Genomic DNA, 20267 nt, shown 5'->3' with positions numbered 1-20267 from the left:
CAAAGTATTTGCGATATTTCATTAGTATTTGACAATATGTTAAAATTTAACTAATTGTAGTGCAGATTTTGTATACATATTTCTATTGAGTAGTCTCAAATCCAAAAAAATGGAGTGTTGGATTTGGAGATAAAAGACAAAGAATTGCTGTTACTGTTAGAAAAGTTTAGTAAAGAATTAGATGTAACTCTTGAGGAAGCTTTTTGTTTAGTTGTTTCTAATGAAGACTAAAATTTTTCTTTTAGTTCAAACATAAAAAATAATAATGCTTCCCTTGATTCGGGAGTATTAGGAACGTTGAATGATGATAGAAGTTTTCTAATATCTTCATAACGTTCTTTTTGTTTACTTAAATAAACTGGGTCAGAAAGTTTAGATTTGTATTTTTTACTGGTCTAAGATTTGGTGAAAGTGCTACATTGCTATGGAGGAATATGAATTTAGAAGATGGTAAAATTAAGGTTGAGTACACTTTGGGAAATGTTGCTAAACACAAAAGTAAACAATATTTTTCATCACCAAAAACTAGAAGTAGCGAACGAGAGCTTTATTTAGATAGTAAAACTCTAAAATTACTTAGGATTTGGAAGGAGTACCAATCTAAAGTGGGTAACATTGATTTAGTATTTAGTCATGATGGAACCTTTTTAGATCAAGGTTGGATGTGGAAAAAGTTTAGAACTATACAACAAAAGTTTGAACTGCCATTAATCAGTATTCACGATTTGAGACATTCTCACGCAAGCTTATTAGTGTATTTGGGAGAGAATCTAAAAATGATTCAAGAAAGATTAGGTCACGCCAACATAGAAATGACTTTAGGAACGTATTCGCATTTATATCCTGATGAAGATGTAGAAGTAGTAAAAAGATTGGATCAGATTTATTTAGAATAATTCTCTTGACTAGTTGTTTTTATAATGCTAAAGTATATCTTGCCCTTTAATCGTAATTCTTACGATTTATGTTTTTAAAGCGTAATGAGCATAGTGAAGAGAACTTGTTGTTCTCACAATTGTTCCCGCAAAATAAAATAGGCTTCTAAAGCCTTATGTAATAAGGAGGAATAAGATTTTGGAGATGCTTTCATATGAGTTCATGAGAAAAGCTTTTTTAGCGGCAACCTTTATTTCAGTGATTGCACCGATGTTGGGTGTGTTTCTTGTGATTAGAAGACAATCTTTAATGGCAGATACGCTTTCTCATGTGTCTCTAGCCGGTGTTGCCTTAGGTTTTTTCTTAAATTGGAATCCAGATGTCATGACACTTGTTGTTGTGATTATTGCTGCTATTATTTTAGAATATTTGCGAATGATTTATAGCACGTACTCAGAAATTTCGATTGCGATTTTAATGTCCGGTGGTTTAGCTTTGGCTTTGGTATTGATGAATCTCAGCGGAGGAAATTCAGCTGCCAGTATTCAGTCGTATCTGTTTGGTTCGATCGTGACAATCACTTGGCAGCAAATCATTATTTTAGCTGTATTGCTTGTGGTGTTAGTGGTTTTGTTTGTCTTATTCAAGCGTCCGATGTATGTTTTGACCTTTGATGAAGATACGGCTCATGTGGATGGATTGCCTATTCATTGGATGTCGATGTTGTTCAATGTGATAACAGGTGTGGCGATTGCTGTGATGATTCCTATTGCAGGAGCGCTACTTATTTCAGCAATCATGGTTTTACCTGCTGCAATCGGGATGCGAATCGGTAAGGGATTTAACACGGTCATTATCATCAGTGTCATCATGGGATTGATCGGTATGCTAACAGGATTGACGGGGTCTTATTATTTAGAGACACCGCCAAGTGCCAGCATCACGTTGATTTTTATTGGATTATTTATCCTTGTAAGTATTATCCGTAAATTAGTTATGACGATGCAACGAAATAAAAAAATGAGTCAAAGATAAATGAGTGAAAAATTAGTGAAAAATGAGAGGAAAAACGAAAGTTTTTGCTCTCATTTTCTTTTTTGTTTCTTAAATTGCGAACTATTTTTCGTTTTTTTAAAATAATACTCGAATTTTTTCGCAAAACACCTTATAATAGGAGCGATAGATTATATGGAAGTATCATTTATTTTACTTGTTGAAAAATAGTGAATAACGAACCTATAAAAAAAGGTGTATCATTGATCTGATGGTTTTGCTTATTAGAGATAATGGATACTGAGCCACAAGGAAAGAGGAGAAGAAGTGACAGATTCTAAAATACGGAGAAGCGAACGATTGATTGATATGACACAATACTTGTTGGATCATCCACATGCATTGGTTTCTTTGACCCATTTTGCACAGCGTTATAAATCAGCTAAATCATCAATTAGTGAAGATTTAGCGATTATCAAAAAAACATTTAAACAAAGAGGTACAGGAATTCTTGAAACAATTCCAGGAGCTGCTGGAGGTGTGCGATTTATTCCGGAAATTCCATATGAGGAATCCAAAAAATTAGTATTGGCTTTGTGTGAACGTTTATCAGAGCAAGATCGTTTGTTGCCAGGGGGATATGTGTATCTTTCTGATTTATTAGGACAGCCGGAATTGTTGCGCCAAGTTGGGAGAATCATTGCTTCTAAATATTTAGGGGAACAAATCGATGCCGTCATGACGGTGGCAACAAAAGGGGTGCCAATTGCTCAAGCTGTTTCTTATTACTTGAATGTTCCCTTTGTGATCGTTCGTCGCGATTCAAAAATCACGGAAGGTTCAACGGTTAGTGTGAATTATGTTTCTGGATCGTCTGAACGAATCGAAAAAATGGAATTATCAAAACGCAGTTTAAAACGTGGTTCACGAGTGTTGGTCGTGGATGACTTCATGAAAGGCGGGGGTACTGTCAACGGGATGAAGAGCCTTATTGAAGAATTTGAGGCGGAGCTTGTTGGGATCACGGTGTTTGCGGAGTCTAAATTTAAAGGGCAACGGGCGATCGAAGATTATACGTCACTGCTTTATGTAGAAGATGTAGATACACGGACAAAAACGATCAATGTAGTTCCTGGCAATTATTTTGATGAATAAAATTGAAGAGGTTGGGACAGAAGTTTAACTCCAAGAATTAAGAGAGACTTCACGACAATTGCTCTTCAAATTTTTATGGATTTCACCTTATTTCCGAAGGCGTGGTTTCTGCTCCCGCTGTTTATTCGGATTGCTTGAGGCTAGGAGATAACTCGTAGAGTTATTTCCTAGCCTCTTTTTGGTGCAAATCGGATCATATACACAATACGTGATGAAAGTGGAGAAAAGTTTCTATTGTTCAGTCAGGAATTACAGCAATAGTTACAAGGAGAAGTTAAATTTTTTTCTGTAAATACAGCAGTCTTAAAAAATAACCGCTTTTATTTAACGAAATTCTTAATTAGGTGTATAGTTAATATGTAAGCAATAGTATCCAGTTTTTTCACACATAGTAAAAATAAGAATCTGGATGAATTATATGAAAGAAGGCCAACACAGTGGAAAAACAAGAAAAAATTCAAATTTTAAAAGACATTGTCGCAATCAAATCGGTCAATGATAATGAAAAAGAAGTTGCAGAGTATTTAAGTAAGTTATTCAAAAAACATGGAATTGACACCAGTTTTTTAGAATATGATAAAGGTCGTGACAATTTAATTGTTGAAATCGGCAATAAAAATAGTGAAAAAGTTTTAGCTTTTTCAGGTCATATGGACGTTGTTTCAGCGGGTAATTTCTCTGACTGGACTTCCGATCCATTTAAACCTGAAATTCGTGATGGCAAAATGTATGGTCGTGGAACCTGTGATATGAAAAGTGGTTTAGCCGCAATGGCGATCGCAATGATCGAGTTAAAAGAAGAAAATGCAGACTTTAATGGACGCTTGCGTTTATTAGCCACAGTTGGAGAAGAAGTCGGTGAACTTGGAGCAGAACAATTGACCAAAGAAGGATATGTCGATGATGTAACATCAATGGTGATCGGTGAACCTTCTGGCTATGCTGGAATTGTATATGCACATAAAGGATCCATCAATTTTAAAGTAGAATCTCAAGGTAAAAATGCCCACAGCTCAATGCCTCAATTAGGCGTGAATGCAATCGATCATTTGAATGACTTTTATTCAAGAGCTAACCAGCTATTTCGCAGTGAAATCCACACAGATGAAGTATTAGGTGATTTTATCTATAATGTAACAATGATTTCTGGTGGGGAACAAATCAATAGTATTCCTAGTGAAGCGAACCTTCAAGGAAATATCCGAACGATTCCAGGTTATGACAACGACCTTGTGATCAAAAAATTGAATGAGTTGATTGATGAATTAAACAAAAAAGACACGTATCGTCTAACGTTGAGCATCGAAGCAAATAAAATTTCAGTAAAAAGTGAAAAAGATTCTGATATTGCAAAAATTGCGCAACAAGTAGCAAAAAAACAAGTGAACATAGAGATTCCTATGATTGGTATTTCTGGCACAACGGACGCTGCTGAATTTACCAAAGGAAAACAAGCATTTCCTGTGATTATCTTTGGTCCAGGGAACGAAACCCCTCACCAAGTCGATGAATATGTTGATGTAGCTAATTATTTAGAAATGGTAGATATTTATAAAGAAATTGCAACGACTTATTTAGCATGATCGATAAACAATAGAGCTAATTATTTTTGTAAACAAATAAAAAACAAACAGCGACTTATCAAGTGTTCGCATAAATGGTAGATTTGTGATGAAACAAGTAATAAATGAGTGATAAGTAACTGTTTGAAACGAGCAGCCCTGCAAAAGCCGACCGTTTTTTACTTAACCATCCATCTTCCGCCAGACGGATGGTTAAGAATACTGATGCACTAGAAATCAATCGTTACGTTACGCCATTCAATCGGGTAAGTTAGAAAAATAGTTATTTATCTGTTGTTTTTTTCGCTTTGTATACGCATTGACTCGGCTGTCTGTTTAGATTGAATGGTGACAGTTTGGTAGTGATCGATTCCAGTAACACTAGCTTGTAAGCACCAATTGGTAGAATGTGAGTATGAAAAACATAGTCAAAAAGGAGATAAAGGTGCGAACTATTTATAAAAAGAGCGAAAAAATACAGCATTAGCTACCAACTAATACTGTGCAAAAGGCAACAACTAATCATTGACGACATCAAAATAACAAAACTTGTAAAAAACTCTGGTATTTCTTACAAAAATTGAGTAAAATGAAAGAGTCAATATGAAAATGTTGACTAGGGCAACTTATATTATTAGTTTGTGCTGATAATATGAGGCTCTGTAAGAGGATGTCCGTCCTTTTGCAGAGTGCCTTTTATTTTGTTTTTCGCTCTAATTACCTGACTTCAACACAAAAAATGATATTAGTCAGCTGCTAATATCATGAAGCGTTCGTTAAATAACCATTCACTAACAGTATTGTGCAGGTAAAAAAGATTGGAAATCTGTTCTTACATTCAGTACAATAAGATTAGGCAATGAAATGTATTGACGAGGCAACTTGTATTATTAGTTTGTGCTGATAATACAGGGCTCTGTTTGGAAGATGTCCGTCTTCTGACAAGGCGCCTTTTTTTATTTATGTTGTAAATTTAGTTTAACTTAAAGATGTTGAAAGAGTCAATAGAATCGTGTGAAAGAACTCAAATAGTCAAAATTGGGAAAAAAAGAGGACAAGTTTGATAAAAGAGAAGGAGTTTCTCGATTTTTCTTGCGTTGTTTAGAATAATGCCATAAAATTTGGTATACAAATCATCTTAGGAATTTTGAGTAATCAATGTTTATCAGAAGAATTACTTGTCATCTATCTGCTCTTATTAATTTATTATCCAGTTCTAAAGAAGGTCCACCAGAGCTATTTCCTAAGCGTCCATCACTTTCTTTTTCTAGCGATACATGTATATAGAGATCTTAGTCATTATAAATAATCAAATCCAGCATAATTCCACCTAGAGATTATGTTTAATAGTAGTGCAATCAACATAACTTTATTAAGCCTAGGAAGCTTCACAAAGTTATGTTGAAGGTGTCAAAGAGGCTAGGACATAACTCTACGAGTTATACTCTAGCCTTAAGCAATCCGAATAAACGGTGAGAGCAGAAGCAACGCCTTCGGAAATAAGCACTTCTGTCCCAGCTTCTTCTTCGTTAAGTTCAGTGGATCTGTTACTAAATTACTTCATAAACTTCACATTCTGAATAAACGCCTCTAACTCATCTCTACGCTCGATATTATGGTTACATACTTCACTGTCATAACAAATATAATTTCCACGCTTCGTGTACATACCATCGCCAGATTCTTTCACTTTAGACAGAAACATCGAAACCTCTGAGGTCTCATGGCAAATTGGACAAATGCCTTTTTGAGTGGTTGGAGAAATCGTGCCGGAAACGCCTACTAGCTGTCCATCGATTGAAGCGATAATGAATTTTTGCTGCTTCCCACTATCATTCCAACTGTAAAAAGTATAATCTCTCAAATCAATTGTTTCCCACTCTGGAATTTTCAATTTTTTCGTCTTTTTAAAGAGCTTTGTTAGTTGTTGTTTTGAAGGTGGATCAAATGGACTAACAGCTTCCTTCAGACCTGCCAAATACTGTTCCAGTTTTGGCTTAGAAGTTGCGGCTTCTAAGAATCCCTCAAATAGTGGCTGTAACTGGTCTTTATCTGCACCAAACTGTTCATTTATTTTCTCCATTACGACTGCCTGAAGCGTTTTGATTGTGTTTTTATCATTTACAGATAAATGAGCTTGCAGCAAAATGTTGGCTTGTTTTCTAATAAAATTAAATTGATAGGGTTGTATTTGTTTGTTTATCATAGATTTCCTCTCTATCATTCAGGTGATAAAATTAAATGAGATGTTTTTTTTGTTACATGCTGTTTTTATCTTTTTTCGAGACTTTTAATCCTTACAGTTTTAGCTTTTAGGAATTGTTGAGATCGAAGCAGAGCATAGTGATCAGCCTGCACAGCCAAATAGCGTAGGTACAACGCTAAGCTATGTATGAATATCATTTTTCTTTATTATAACGCAAACACCCCAAATTATAAATTGGTATAGCAAAAAAGCAATTGGTTCAGTTGAAAAACGATAAAGAGTAAGCTAAACTAAAACATGGCGCTATTTGAAGTCGAACTAAACTATTGAAAATAAAACAAATCTTAGGAGTGAAATAATTGGAAAACAAATATGTCATCATCCTCGCTGCGGGTAAAGGAACACGGATGAAATCAAAACTATATAAAGTGTTGCATCCTGTCGCTGGAAAACCAATGGTAGAACACATCATGGACCAAGTGGAAAAAACGAATCCAAGTGAAGTTGTGACAATTGTAGGCCATGGAGCTGAAGCAATCAAGAGACATCTAGGTGAACGCAGCCAATATGCTTTACAAGCAGAACAATTAGGAACTGGACATGCCGTTTTACAAGCAGAAGCCCACTTAGCAGGGAAGCAAGGTACAACACTTGTCATTACAGGAGATACACCGCTATTAACTGCTGAAACATTAGCGAATCTGTTTGATTATCATCAAGGAAAAAATGCCAGTGCGACGATTTTGACCGCTCACGCTGAAGATCCAACAGGATACGGTCGAATCATTCGTGATCATGTGGGGATTGTTGAAAAAATCGTGGAGCAAAAAGATGCGTCTGAACAAGAAGCTCGTGTTCAGGAAATTAATACAGGAACATTTTGTTTTGATAATGAAGCGTTGTTCAATGCTTTGTCTAAGATCAATACAAACAATGCACAAGGAGAATATTATCTAACGGACATCATTGAAATCCTTAAAAAAGAAGGCAAAACGGTTGCAGCATACCAAATGGCTGACTTTGAAGAAGCGATGGGAATCAATGACCGTGTAGCTTTAGCTGAAGCGAATAAAATCATGCACCGTCGTTTGAATACGATGCATATGAGAAATGGTGTGTCATTTTTGGATTCTGATTCAACATACATTGATGAAGGTGTTGTGATCGGTTCAGATACTGTGATTGAAGCAGGCGTGCAATTAAAAGGCAAAACAGTGATTGGTGAGGATTGTTTTATCGGTGCTCATTCTGAAATCGTGGATAGCATAATCGAAGATAATGTAAAAATTTCGCAATCTGTTGTTGAAGAAAGTATTATTCGAAAAAATGCAGATGTAGGACCATTTGCCCATATTCGTCCTAAAGCTGAAATCGGTGAACGTGTTCATGTCGGTAACTTTGTAGAAATCAAAAATGCGACAGTGGCAGAAGATACGAAAGTGGGTCATCTGACCTACGTTGGTGATGCAGACTTAGGAAAAGATATCAATGTTGGTTGCGGTGTAGTTTTTGTCAATTATGATGGAAAAGATAAACATCGGACAACGGTCGGGGATCATGCTTTTATTGGCTCATCAACAAGTTTGATTGCGCCAGTGAACGTTGCAGCAAACTCAGTTATCGCTGCAGGTTCAACGATCACGGATGATGTGGCAGAATTTGATTTGGCGATTGCTCGCGCTAGACAGGTGAATAAAGAAGGTTATGGGAAGAAAATGCCGTATATGAATCATGAAAAATAAGCAATACAAAAGAGGAATGCTGTGATTTTGGCATTCTTCTTTTTTACTTTTTCATGGTCATTGTTTTGTTTTTATGTCATAATTGATGGCAAGTATAACATAAAGAAAATAATTTCGGGGTATTTTTATCAGGAAAAGGAGTGAGCGTATGGCATACCATACCTATGAATTTTTGAAAAGAAGACGGAATGATCCTAAATGGCGCGGAGCGTACATTTCTGCAAGAAATAAACGAATCATTTCATTTTTACTAGTGGGAAATTTGTTTCTTTGGGGCGCCGTTTTTTGGAGGTATATTGAACGTAATAATATAGACGTTATGGGGTATATCAACGAATTTATACAAAAAATTATGGATCGTTTAAACTAATGATATAAGATGCAATGAGAAAATAATAAGGAAATTAGGTATCTGGAAAAAGGAAAACGAATTTCTCCAGACATTTTAGCGAAAAATTGGCAGCAATGGAACATATGAAGACATTCCAAGAAGTTGCAAAACAAAGTATGTGAAGAGAGAACCAGCTCATTTAAAAGTTTTACCAGATAAAAAAAGAGGCGGAAACAGAAGTGTTTGACCTCGAAAAATAAGAAGAGGTTGCTTCTGCTTTCGCCGTTTGCTCATATCCTGTTGATTTATCCTAATTTCCGTTTTCGATTATAGTTATAGAAACTATAACCTGAAAGACCAATTACGAGGAAACCTAAACTAGCATAAGAAACAATTTTTTCACCCATTTTTGGGTAGTCAGCTGTTTTTCCAACGGGTTTTGGTTTTTTTATCTCATCCGGTTTATTTTTATCTGGATCTTTTGGATCTGGATTTGGTACGGGTTCGGGTTTATTTTGTTTATTGAACTCCGCTTCTGAAATTGAAATAATTCGTTTGCCTGGAAAGGCTTCTTTGTATTGAGATAAATCGATATTTGATGCAGCATCGTATAGACGAAGGGTTGTTGCTTGTTTGAGATAGTCAATCAAAACGGTATCTAAAGAAGGCCCTTCTTCCCGTTCGCCGCCTAGCATATCGTAGCCGTCACCGCCTGCTGCTAAGAAATCGTTCGTCGCCATATAATACGTCACTTTTTCATCGATCGGTGCAAATGTTCCCGTCGAACGGTTTTGTACGTCAACTTGTAGAACTCGTTCACCGACGATCGTTTTGTCAGTTCCATTGCCTTCATCTGCTGGCAAAAGGGAACCTTTTTTTGTGGAATCATAGTAGACACGAATCGAGCTTGAAATGTGTAAGAAACCGCCATTTGCTCCTAATTTTGGCTGATTGAAGTCATCTAATAGAATAGCGCCATTTTCATCTTTTTGAGCCATCGAACGAAGAGAGAGCTCAAACATTTCTTTGACTTCAGCGCCAGTAACGCTGATTTGGGAGATACTGTTACCAAATGGCATGACAGCGATGATATCACCAAACGTTACTTTTCCAGGTTCGATATTTGCTCGAATACCACCACCATTTGTTACAGCGAAATCAGTTTTATTTTTAAAACCATGCTGTCCGTAATCTAACATTGTATCACCAATCAAGTTTCCTAAATTCGTTTCTCGTGTTCGTACGTTGTCACGCTCACCATTGAATTGATAAGGATTATTTTCAATAACAATTTCTGATCCCCATTGTTCATAGTTCGCTTTCGCTTTATCAACTAACGCTTTAACAGGAGGATTTTCTTCTAGAGTTGCTAAAGTGTCTGCTGGTGTTAATGAGGCAGTCTTTTTACTAAGATCAGTTAAATCAACATTAACTAACCCAACATTATTCAGATAATTTCCAGTTTGTGTATACATCACATTTCCAAATTGCTTTCCGCCATCAACAGCAGTATGTGAATGACCGTCTAGCACGGTGATATTTAAATCAGAAAATTCTTTGCTTAGCGTTTCAGCTAACGTATCTCCGCGCCATTCATGAGGAGTAGTTTCATCGATACCTAAGTGGCCAGTAACCACATATGCAGCGATTGTTTCGCCTGAATCTTTAATTTCTTTGATCACTTTTCTCGTTTCAGCGATTGGATCAGCAAGGGTCACATCAACGATATTATTTGGATGGGTTTTTGTGGCTGTTTCGGGTGTAGTCACGCCGATAATTGCGTATTTATTCCCACCTTTTTCAATGATTGTATAAGGTTCAAAGACCAAATTTCCCCCTTTAAATGTGTTATTTGATAGAATCGGGAAATTTAGCTCGTCTTTATATTCCAGGGCTGTTTCCAACCCAAAATCAAATTCATGATTTCCGACAGCCATGGCATCATAGCCAACTTCATTCATGATTTTAACCATATCTTTCCCTTTAGAGAAATTAGAAATCGGTAAGCCTTGGAAAGCATCTCCTGCATCAATCAAAAGATCTGGATTGATCATATTTTTATAAGTTTTCAAACGTGCCATACCTAAGACATCTTTCCCATTTCCTTCTAAACGTCCATGGACATCATTCGTATGCATGATCGTGATTGATTCTGAGTCTGGTTGATAACCTGCATTTTTTACATCTTGTTTGGTGATCGGTTTAACATTAGGTGTACGCCCATCTGCTGCAGGTTGGGTTTGCAAGGTACCATCGTTGACTAATTGAACTGCTAATTTGCGCCAGTTGTTATTAAAATGGTAGCCAATCACTTCCCAATTATTTTCGATCTCTTGTGCTGGATCTAGGGTTTGTTTTTCACGAATATAATCAGCAATCAAGCCACGTAATGTTTCAGGATCAGTAGATTTGATTGGTTCGCCTGCAACAAGACCTTGCGCTAATAACCCTTCGTAGCGGTAATTATTCATCGCAATGGTATAGTTTGCTGCAAGATCAACTGGTTTTCCGTCGATCGTTGGATTGATGATCCGCTTGCCTTTGGGTTTAGAAATATCAATCTTATACGAAATTCCAGAAAAAATATCATAGTTATAAACTCGAATAGTTTCATTAAAACTGATTGTTAAATCATCAGGTCCAGGTGTATTGTAATAATCTGCTTGATTTTCCATATATTCTAGTAGATTTTTTCCAGTGATATTGACACTGACTAATGTATTAGGGTATTTGTAAATATCGAAAATATTTGAATAAGAGATATCTCCTGCGTTCAATTTACTATCTGCTTTAAAGAGTGCAGAAGCGGCTAGTTGTGCGCCTGTTGCTTTTCGTTGCACATTATTGATTAGAGAAATCATCGCAGTCGGACGAAGTTGCGCTTCTGGGATTCCTTTCACTTCTTCAGCTGGTAAAAAATCGCCAGTAGCTGTTCCGATTTTTTCTGAAATGAATTCTCTTGTTTTGTTATGGTATTCTAGTGTTTCTGCTTTTAATGTTTCATCTGCTGGAACAGTTTTGGTACTTATAATTGCTGGGCTACTATTTTTGACTTGCCATTGTTCATTCGTTTTTTCAAGATCAAGCTCGATTTTGATCATTTCAGTTCCAGTATCTTTGGGTCCTGCGACAGGAACAGGTCCGTTGGGTCCTTGAACTTGCTCTGCGAAAGAACGGTGATCGTGACCTAAAATATAAGCGTCGATACCAGCGACGTTCTTGATGACTTGATCGGCGCTTGCAGATGGATCAGAATTTTGACGTCCAGCATGGATCGAAGCGATAATAATATCCGTATCATCTTTTAGTTCAGCAACAGCTTTTTCTGCTTCTTCTTTTAAAGGATTAAAGTAGAGACTGTCCACTTTAGCGCCGTCCCATAATGGAATTTGAGGTGTGGTAAGACCAATGATACCGACTGTTAAGTCTTTGGTGCCATCGCCATCCAAATCAATCTCTTTTTTCATTGTACCGCCAACAAAACGGTTATTTGATTCTTTGACATAGGTGTTAGCGGATAAAATAGGAAAATTAGCCTCTGTATTCAGTTTTTTGATCAAGTCTAATCCGAAATTAAACTCATGGTTCCCCAAAACCATGGCATCATACTTCATATAGTTCATCGCTTTGATCATTGGATTTGGTTTATCGATCAAAGGGGCTTTATTGTACAAGTCATCCGTTAAAATGGTTCCTTGATTCATATCGCCATTATCAATCAGAATCGTTCCTTTTGGGTTTTCCAAACGAATATTTTTTACGACAGAACTGACTTGAGAAAGCCCGACAGGTGTTTGCCTATCGTCTTCATATGACCAGTCCCATAGCTGGCCGTGGACATCTGAAGTCCCTAAAATGGTAAGGCGTTGTGATATCTCTGCCGCAGCAGTTGGAGTAGTGGTATCTTGTTCATCCGATGTTGGACTTGGAGCAGTAGAACTTTTTGGCTGCGTGGAATCTACAGTTTGTTGTTCGAATGCGAACGCCGTGGTAGTGCTAGCACCTGCTAGTAAACCTGAAACCATCAATACTTGTAACCCGAGATGTACTTTTTTCAAAACAGACTTTTTCACAAAATTCCTCCTTAATAATAATCAATGATCAACTGCTTCTTCGAAACCCTTGTACTTTTCAACATCAGTTCATCTAAATTCACTGTGTTTCAAAGCAAAAGCGTAGTGAGCTTGTTGAACAATACAATGGACATAGATGAGTTGCGAAAATAATGCGCTTTCATTTTTTCGTCCAATTAAATAGTAATATATATTGTGTGTAATGTCATTAGTAAATGTTCTAATTTTTCAAAAGAAAAGGATAAAATTTACATCTTTTGATTGGTTTCATTTTTTTTATGCGAAGATACGTCGATTTTTATTAGAAAATCGAATTAATTTGGAGGAATGCCCCAAAACCACTTGATTTATTTTGAAAAAGTGACTACTATTTATAAGGAAACTATTGTTCAGTAAAAGAAAGTGGAGGTCCTCATGTCAAAACATTATTTTGATCCAAGATTGAAAATCTTTTCTCTTAACTCGAATCGTCCATTAGCGGAAAAAATCGCAGCAGCTGTCGGTGTAGAATTAGGAAAATCTTCTGTCACTCAATTTAGTGATGGTGAAATTCAAGTAAATATTGAAGAAAGTATTCGTGGCTCTCATGTTTATATCATCCAATCAACAAGCAGTCCTGTCAATGATAATTTGATGGAATTGTTGATCATGATCGATGCATTAAAACGTGCTAGTGCAAAAACAATCAACGTTGTGATGCCTTACTATGGTTACGCACGTCAAGATCGTAAAGCCCGTGCTCGTGAACCGATCACAGCGAAACTTGTAGCAAATATGCTTGAAAAAGCAGGAGCAACTAGAATGTTGACATTAGATTTACATGCCGTCCAAATCCAAGGATTCTTTGATATTCCAGTGGATCATTTGATGGGCGCTCCATTGATTGCAGACTACTTTATGGAACACGGTATTCAAGGGGATGACGTTGTTGTTGTTTCTCCTGACCATGGTGGTGTGACGCGTGCCCGTAAACTTGCAGAATACTTGAAAGCACCGATTGCAATTATCGACAAACGCCGTCCAAAAGCGAATGTCGCTGAAGTGATGAACATTATTGGACATGTAGAAGGGAAGATATGTGTCTTGATCGATGACATGATCGATACAGCTGGGACGATTTCATTAGCTGCCAATGCATTACAAGAAGCTGGTGCAAAAGAAGTGTATGCTTCATGTACACACCCAGTTTTATCAGGACCTGCACTACAGCGCATTGAAGATTCTGCCATTAAACGTTTAGTTGTGACGGATTCTATCTACCTTTCTGATGATCGTAAAATCGATAAAATCGACGAAATCAGTGTGGGTGAGTTGATCGGTGATGCGATCAAACGTATTCATGAAAATAAACCAGTTAGTCCGTTGTTTGAGACGAAACGCAAATAAAAAATAGAGCCATTATCTCCTGTATGTAACTATACTGGAAATAATGGTTTTTTTGTTGTGAAAAAAATGATTTTAAATGGAATTAGAAAGCTCAGACGTATTTTAGTGAATGAAGTTGGAAATTTAGTCCGTTAATAATAGCTAATCTTTGAAAAAAAGTTACTATCGTCCTAATATATAAGTATAAAATGAATTGAGGGAGCGTGGACCAAATGAATAGTACAACTAGTTTTATAAAGTCATATCGATTTTTGCAAGTAGTCACTGGTGTAATGTACATTTTTATGGCGATTCTAGCATTGAGATACACACCTAATACATTGATAGAGTCAATTCGAATTTTTGGTGTATTTTCTTTGATCAAAGGTATTTTTGAAATATTGAACAGAGCAAATATCAAAAAAAGAACCCGTCATAATCAGTATTCGTCTTTATTATTAGGTGTTGTTGATATCGTTATCGGAATTATAATGTTCGTAAATACTTCTTTAGATTTAGTAGAGTTGTCTATGCTATTTGGTATCTGGTTCATAGGCGATGCGGTTATTTCATTATTCTTGCTAGACTTGGCTAAAAAAATAGCTGAGATCTATTACTATGTTTCATTAGTCGTCTATTTAATAGGTGGTGTTATTGGCTTAACGTTATTAATAGCCGGAGATACGACGATTGTTACGGTTCCTGTGCTAATTAGTATTTACTTTTTATTATTTGGCTTTGTAAAATTAATGGGTGGTATGCTTAATCGTAGAGATGTTCATATGACAAGTGTTTAACTCCGAGAAATAAGAGGGAATTGTTTCTTCCACCGTTTATTCGGATTTTTCAAGGCTAGGATATAATTCGTAGAGTTATGTCCTAGCCTTTTTGATTTCTATTCTTTCGTTCCAGCTGCCATCTGTTCCCCATACAATTTTCCATCATACATCTTGAAAAATGGATAATAACAAACAACCGAAACGGCCAAATTAATCAGCGCGATCAGCACAGCTTTAAAATCGCCGCCAGTTCCTAAAAATGCCCCAATTCCTACAGGAGAAATCCAAGGAATTCCAGTCGTCACTTTACTCACGAAACCAACAGAAGAAGCAAAGTAAGCAATTGTCACATTAATCATAGGTGTTACAATAAACGGAATGATCAAATATGGATTATAAACGATCGGTGCCCCAAAAATCACAGGTTCATTGATATTAAACAAACCAGGAAGCACCGCAGCTTTTCCAAGTACTTTAAGTTGATCTGATTTTGCCACAAAAATCATCAGTAAAACTAATCCAAGTGTACTACCAGCGCCTCCGATAAAGATATACATATTGATAAAGTCTCCAGCAAAAATATTGGTTCCGCCATTCACATTTTCAGTCAATGCAACGAGTAAAATCGGATTGATAAAACTATTTTTAATAACAGCAGTCCCGTGAACCCCAACAGCCCAAAGTAGATGGATCAACAGCATTATTACAATAATGCCCAACCAAGAACCAGTCAAATCTTTAACAAACTCAAAGGGTTTTGACAATAACCCATGTAAATCAGTATGAAATATCGCCAAAATCGTATTGATGATCAACATCACAAATGCAATAAAAATAGCAGGAATCAATGAAGCGAATGCTTTACTCACACCATCAGGAACCCCTTCAGGCATTCGAATCGTAAGATTTTTTTTCACACAAAAACGATAAATTTGAGTCGCGATCACAGCAGTGATGATCCCAATGAAAATCCCAACGCCGCTAAAGCGAGTAACCCAAGCACCAAGTGCGACCCCGTTATATACGATCGAGGTTTCACTTTCAGATTGAATCAGTTGTGCGCCGCCATCAACGATATCTGTTTGTACGATCGTCATCAAAAAGGCAAATAGCCCTAAAATAGCCCCAACAAAACTACTCAACCCGTCACTTTCTTCTTTCCGATAAATATCTGTTAAGTAATACGCAGTCGCCAAACAGTAAAAAATTGCGATCGACCCAATCGACATGGTAGTAGCCACGCTATAGATCGGTGCGAATTTCAAAATGGTGTTCTCAAAAAAAGGTGCAAGTGGCGGAATGATTTGCGGCAGATTATTGATGATCAAGAAAATCGATCCGACGATCGTAAAAGGTACTGTAATGATACCCGCTTGCATAATGGCCCGAATAAAGCGCAAATTCGCAACTTTATTCAAAGGCGGCATCAGTTTTGTTTCTAAAAACGTAAATACTTTATTCATTTTTTTCTCCTTTTCTTATGAGGGCAATTGATTCGTTTCGATCAATGTTTGATACCAGTAAAAACTATCTTTTTTATATCTAGCCAGTTCCTTTACATCATGTTCTGTGCGGTCTACATAGATAAAACCATAACGTTTACTAATTCCTTCATGAACACTGATCAGGTCGATCGCTGACCACGGACTATAACCAATCAAATCAACGCCTGCTTCGATGGCCTGTAAACATTGGTCAAGATGTTGTTCCAAATAGTTGATGCGATAATGATCGTGAATTTTGCCATCCTCGGTCAGTTCATCTTTTGCACCTAAACCATTTTCAGTAATGATGATTGGTAAATGATAGCGGTCATAAAGTGTTTGTAGCGTAGTTTTCAACCCATCTGGATCAATTGTCCAGTTGAATTCATTTTTATTCAAATAAGGATTGGTAAAGCCTTTATAAAAGCCCCATTCCATAATATCTTCACTTTGCTGATCACTAATACCGTTTGCCATCCCATCCTTTTCGGTCGGCTTTTCCACAGTGACAGTCGTATAAAAATTCATGGCAACGAAATCTGGGAAGTGATTTTCCATTAATTCCTTATCTTCTGACGCGAATTCGATCGTGATATTGTTACGGTTTAGATAGTCTTTAAATACAGTATTGTATCGACCGAAACAAGAGAAGTCGAGATAAGCCCAATTTCGAACACTATTAAAATAAAGCGCCGCTTGATTATCCATAGGTTTGCTAGTTGCTGGATAAACGAAGGAAATATTTGGAACAGGTCCGATTTGTCCACCTTCGACGAATTCATGACACCCTTTGAATGCATATTTTTCAGCAATCATGAGATGATGAAACTGTTGGTATTTTTCTTGTAGGGGAATATTTTTTCCTAGAATTTTTTTATCGACTAACAGCATAATGTTTGGCTCATTGATCGTCAACCAGTGTTTTACACGGTCTCCATAGGCTTCAAACAAGGTTTCAGCATAAATTTTGAAGGCATCTACTGTAGGGCGAACGCTCCAACCACCTTCATCTTCTAAAGCTTGAGGTAAATCAAAATGATTCAATGTGATATAAGGTTGAATGCCATATTTCAATAACTCATCAATGACATCGCTATAATGTTGCAATCCTTTTTGATTGATTTCACCTCGTCCTTTTGGAAAAATTCGTGTCCATGCGATCGAGAAACGAAAAACTTTAATGCCCATTTCAGCTAATAAACGAATATCTTCTTTGTAATGATGATAGTGATCCACTGCTACTGTAAAATCAGCGATTTCATGATTGTCTCTTTTTCGGGTATCTTGAACACTTAGGCCTTTACCATCAGTTTGATAAGCACCTTCTGTTTGATGGGCGGAAATTGAAGCGCCCCATAGGAAATTTTCTGGGAATGTATGTGTCATTGGTTTCTCCATTCTATCTTTTTTTTAAAGCATTCTTTTTGGATTTAGAGTAAATGATTGCTTGAATCATTTCAATGCTCTCTCTATCAATTTGGTTACGTAAGAAAAAGGGAACTATTCTAGTATACCTTTTTTATCTCAATAACACTTTAACGGGGATTCTTTAAGTTTAATAGCTTATTAATATAGTAGGTGGGCCAAGGAATCGTTCAAGTTTAACAGAAAGAAAAAAAAGGTTGTGACAGTTTTAGTCATATGCAGAGTTTGTCTTTTTTGGGAAAACTTTTAGCTCAAGCAGCTAGATGAATGCCCGGCACTCTTAAAATTATTCATAGTATTGATAATTTTTCGCTGAAAAGACAGCTTGTTTCATTAGGGATTTGATGCTATATTTTGTTAAACAAGTTAGCAGAACGCCAAAGGATGAACACACATTGCGTTTTGGCTGTATTTGTTTCAGCCGTTGTATTAAATTGAATGTATATGATTGTTTTTGTACGTATAAGTTTTTCCATGGATTTAAACATTAGGAGGTGAATAGCTTGGAAATAATGAATAAAATTTCAGATTTTTTTGACGAGCGACGACGAACGAAGCATAAACGGATCAAAGAAAAAAACGATAAGTTACGAGCGAAAGGGAAAACACCTCTCAAAAAAGGGTGGGGAAAGATGGTAAATACTGGAACGGGTGGCATTAATCATGATCCTAGTACAAGAGTATTTGATGTTGCCCAACAGCAAAAAAATATCTCTGAAGAACATGAAATCAAAGAACGTCGCTCTGGTGATGTCAAGAGGAAATAAAGAACGATAGTGAAGAGGCTAGGGTTTAAACGCTGCTGCTCCAACCTCTCCACATTCTTTTTTACTATAAACTTTTGTTGCTCTAATGATTAGAGTTTGGTAAGATTATAGTGTAATAATTATAATGAAAATGAGGGGAGTAATAATGAAAACAATAAAAGGGTTGATGTTGGGAATCTTGTTTAGTTCTGTATGTTTATCATTTTCGATGATTTCGTTTGCTACAGAGGATAGCTCTGAAGTAGAAATAGAAGCAACTCAATCATCTGAAACGCAGACCAAAGTGACGGAAGCAAAAAAAGAAATCGATCTTACACCAAAATTCAAAATCAAAGAAATCAAAACGACTATTGGTGGGAAGGGCACAGTAGAAGTTGAACAAATCGAAGGGATGAAAGATCTTAAAGGAACTTTCAAAACGACTGTAGCAGATCAAAGTGTTCTTTCAATTACTGACCAAGGCCAATGGCAAGGGTTAAAACAAGGAAAAACAAAAGCAACATTGGATTTTGAATGGGATAAAGAATCGCTACAAAAAATTCAAGAAAAGTATCCCGATCACCAATTAGTCAAAAAAGATATCGTTCAAGAAGTACCAGTTGAAGTGACAGAAACAAAAGAAGTAAATGTGGATATCACCCCTAGTTTTAATGTTGGAACAATCCGTGCCAAAATAGGGGAAACGGGTCAATTTAAAGTTGCTCCGATGGGGGGAGTAGCCAATCCCAAAGGAACCTATCTCGCCTATATTCCAGAGGATTCTAAAGGGATAATTTCTGTTGATGCAAATGGGAAATGGACGGCCTTAAAAACTGGAAAGGTGGATTTTGTGCTAGATTTCCAGCTTTCAGAAGAATCAATGAAAGAAATTCAAGATAAAAATCCAGGTAGCACATTGAAAGCGCGGTCTATTGCTAGTCGTGTTAAAGTAGAAGTTAAGCCTGTCGGAACATTAAATATCACTCCACGAATCGATCTCACGTCTATCAATGGAAAAGTTGGTGACACAGGGCAAATAAAAGTGAAGCCTATTGAAGGAATCAAAGATGCTACAGGTTCGTTTGTTCCACGTATCTCTGATCCGTCAATCATTGAAATAGATTCAGCAGGAAAGTGGAAAGCGCTAAAAGCTGGTACTACTTCTTTCACGTATACGTATAACTGGTCAGATGAAACAATGAAAAAGTTGGCTGAAAAGTATCCAGGATACGAGTTTTTTGTAGAAGAAAGTGCGCAAGTAGTTGAGGTGAAAATCACTGAAAATACTACAAGTTCAACAAAACCTATTGGAACAACCAAACCTGTCGGTAAAAAATTACCTGCAACAAATGAGTCAAGTACAAATATGATTTGGCTTACAGGCTTGTGTCTTGTGTTTTTGACAGTAATCGGCTGGTATAAAATAGAAACAAATAAATAGATAATAGAGGCTCTTTGTCAACTAATGTTGGTGAAGAGTATCTAAAGAATTAAACCAATGATGAAGAGAGCCTAGAGAGAAATATCTCT

The 20267-nt window shown here is 36.6% G+C and carries 14 protein-coding genes; 10 read left to right on the top strand and 4 right to left on the bottom strand.

Features of this window, described 5'->3' with window-relative positions; genetic code table 11:
• The first annotated feature begins 353 nt into the window (after positions 1-353).
• From IGI43_RS10050 to IGI43_RS10035, 4 genes are all read left to right on the top strand, one after another.
• On the top strand, positions 354-896 hold the full coding sequence (locus tag IGI43_RS10050; protein WP_438758846.1) for a site-specific integrase: 543 nt from the start codon (positions 354-356) through the stop codon (positions 894-896).
• Between the two features lie 178 nt (positions 897-1074).
• A complete protein-coding gene (locus tag IGI43_RS10045) occupies positions 1075-1911 on the top strand; it encodes a metal ABC transporter permease (protein WP_438757657.1) in 837 nt (278 codons plus the stop codon).
• A gap of 285 nt (positions 1912-2196) precedes the next feature.
• Complete coding sequence (purR, locus tag IGI43_RS10040; protein ID WP_438757656.1) at positions 2197-3024, top strand: pur operon repressor; 828 nt, start codon at positions 2197-2199, stop codon at positions 3022-3024.
• Positions 3025-3461: 437 nt separating this feature from the next.
• Positions 3462-4607 carry an ArgE/DapE family deacylase gene (locus tag IGI43_RS10035; protein ID WP_438757655.1) on the top strand — a complete coding sequence of 382 codons (1146 nt, stop codon included), beginning with the start codon at positions 3462-3464 and terminating at the stop codon, positions 4605-4607.
• A 1534-nt stretch (positions 4608-6141) separates the two neighbouring features.
• Here IGI43_RS10035 and IGI43_RS10030 read toward each other — a convergent pair.
• Positions 6142-6792 carry a FusB/FusC family EF-G-binding protein gene (locus IGI43_RS10030; protein ID WP_438757654.1) on the bottom strand — a complete coding sequence of 217 codons (651 nt, stop codon included), beginning with the start codon at positions 6790-6792 and terminating at the stop codon, positions 6142-6144.
• 359 nt (positions 6793-7151) lie between these two features.
• Here IGI43_RS10030 and glmU point away from each other — a divergent pair, with 359 nt between their 5' ends.
• The gene (gene glmU, locus IGI43_RS10025; protein ID WP_438757653.1) at positions 7152-8534 is read left to right on the top strand and encodes a bifunctional UDP-N-acetylglucosamine diphosphorylase/glucosamine-1-phosphate N-acetyltransferase GlmU; all 1383 of its coding nucleotides are present in this window, start codon (positions 7152-7154) and stop codon (positions 8532-8534) included.
• Between the two features lie 148 nt (positions 8535-8682).
• Positions 8683-8904 (top strand): hypothetical protein, encoded by a 222-nt coding sequence (locus IGI43_RS10020; protein ID WP_438757652.1) that lies wholly within the window; start codon positions 8683-8685, stop codon positions 8902-8904.
• Between the two features lie 266 nt (positions 8905-9170).
• Here the strand turns inward: IGI43_RS10020 and IGI43_RS10015 are convergent, their stop codons facing one another.
• Positions 9171-12938 (bottom strand): 5'-nucleotidase C-terminal domain-containing protein, encoded by a 3768-nt coding sequence (locus IGI43_RS10015; RefSeq protein WP_438757651.1) that lies wholly within the window; start codon positions 12936-12938, stop codon positions 9171-9173.
• Positions 12939-13352: 414 nt separating this feature from the next.
• Between IGI43_RS10015 and IGI43_RS10010 the strand changes: the two genes are divergently transcribed.
• Both IGI43_RS10010 and IGI43_RS10005 read left to right on the top strand, forming a co-directional pair.
• On the top strand, positions 13353-14324 hold the full coding sequence (locus tag IGI43_RS10010; RefSeq protein WP_438757650.1) for a ribose-phosphate diphosphokinase: 972 nt from the start codon (positions 13353-13355) through the stop codon (positions 14322-14324).
• A 212-nt stretch (positions 14325-14536) separates the two neighbouring features.
• Positions 14537-15100 carry an HdeD family acid-resistance protein gene (locus IGI43_RS10005; protein ID WP_438757649.1) on the top strand — a complete coding sequence of 188 codons (564 nt, stop codon included), beginning with the start codon at positions 14537-14539 and terminating at the stop codon, positions 15098-15100.
• 98 nt (positions 15101-15198) lie between these two features.
• Here IGI43_RS10005 and celB read toward each other — a convergent pair whose 3' ends face one another.
• Positions 15199-16545, bottom strand: coding sequence for a PTS cellobiose transporter subunit IIC (gene celB / locus IGI43_RS10000; protein WP_438757648.1), 1347 nt, complete (start codon positions 16543-16545; stop codon positions 15199-15201).
• A 15-nt stretch (positions 16546-16560) separates the two neighbouring features.
• The gene (locus tag IGI43_RS09995) at positions 16561-17952 is read right to left on the bottom strand and encodes a glycoside hydrolase family 1 protein (protein ID WP_438757647.1); all 1392 of its coding nucleotides are present in this window, start codon (positions 17950-17952) and stop codon (positions 16561-16563) included.
• A 551-nt stretch (positions 17953-18503) separates the two neighbouring features.
• Between IGI43_RS09995 and IGI43_RS09990 the strand changes: the two genes are divergently transcribed.
• Together IGI43_RS09990 and IGI43_RS09985 are read left to right on the top strand one after the other, a co-directional pair.
• Positions 18504-18758, top strand: coding sequence for a hypothetical protein (locus tag IGI43_RS09990; protein ID WP_438758845.1), 255 nt, complete (start codon positions 18504-18506; stop codon positions 18756-18758).
• A gap of 145 nt (positions 18759-18903) precedes the next feature.
• Positions 18904-20178 carry an LPXTG cell wall anchor domain-containing protein gene (locus tag IGI43_RS09985; protein WP_438757646.1) on the top strand — a complete coding sequence of 425 codons (1275 nt, stop codon included), beginning with the start codon at positions 18904-18906 and terminating at the stop codon, positions 20176-20178.
• Positions 20179-20267 lie beyond the last annotated feature (89 nt).

Source organism: Enterococcus sp. AZ126 (genome assembly GCF_051714545.1).
GTDB lineage: Bacteria > Bacillota > Bacilli > Lactobacillales > Enterococcaceae > Enterococcus_L.
Note: the sequence above shows the minus strand (reverse complement) of the source record. Positions and strands in the feature narration are given on the sequence as shown.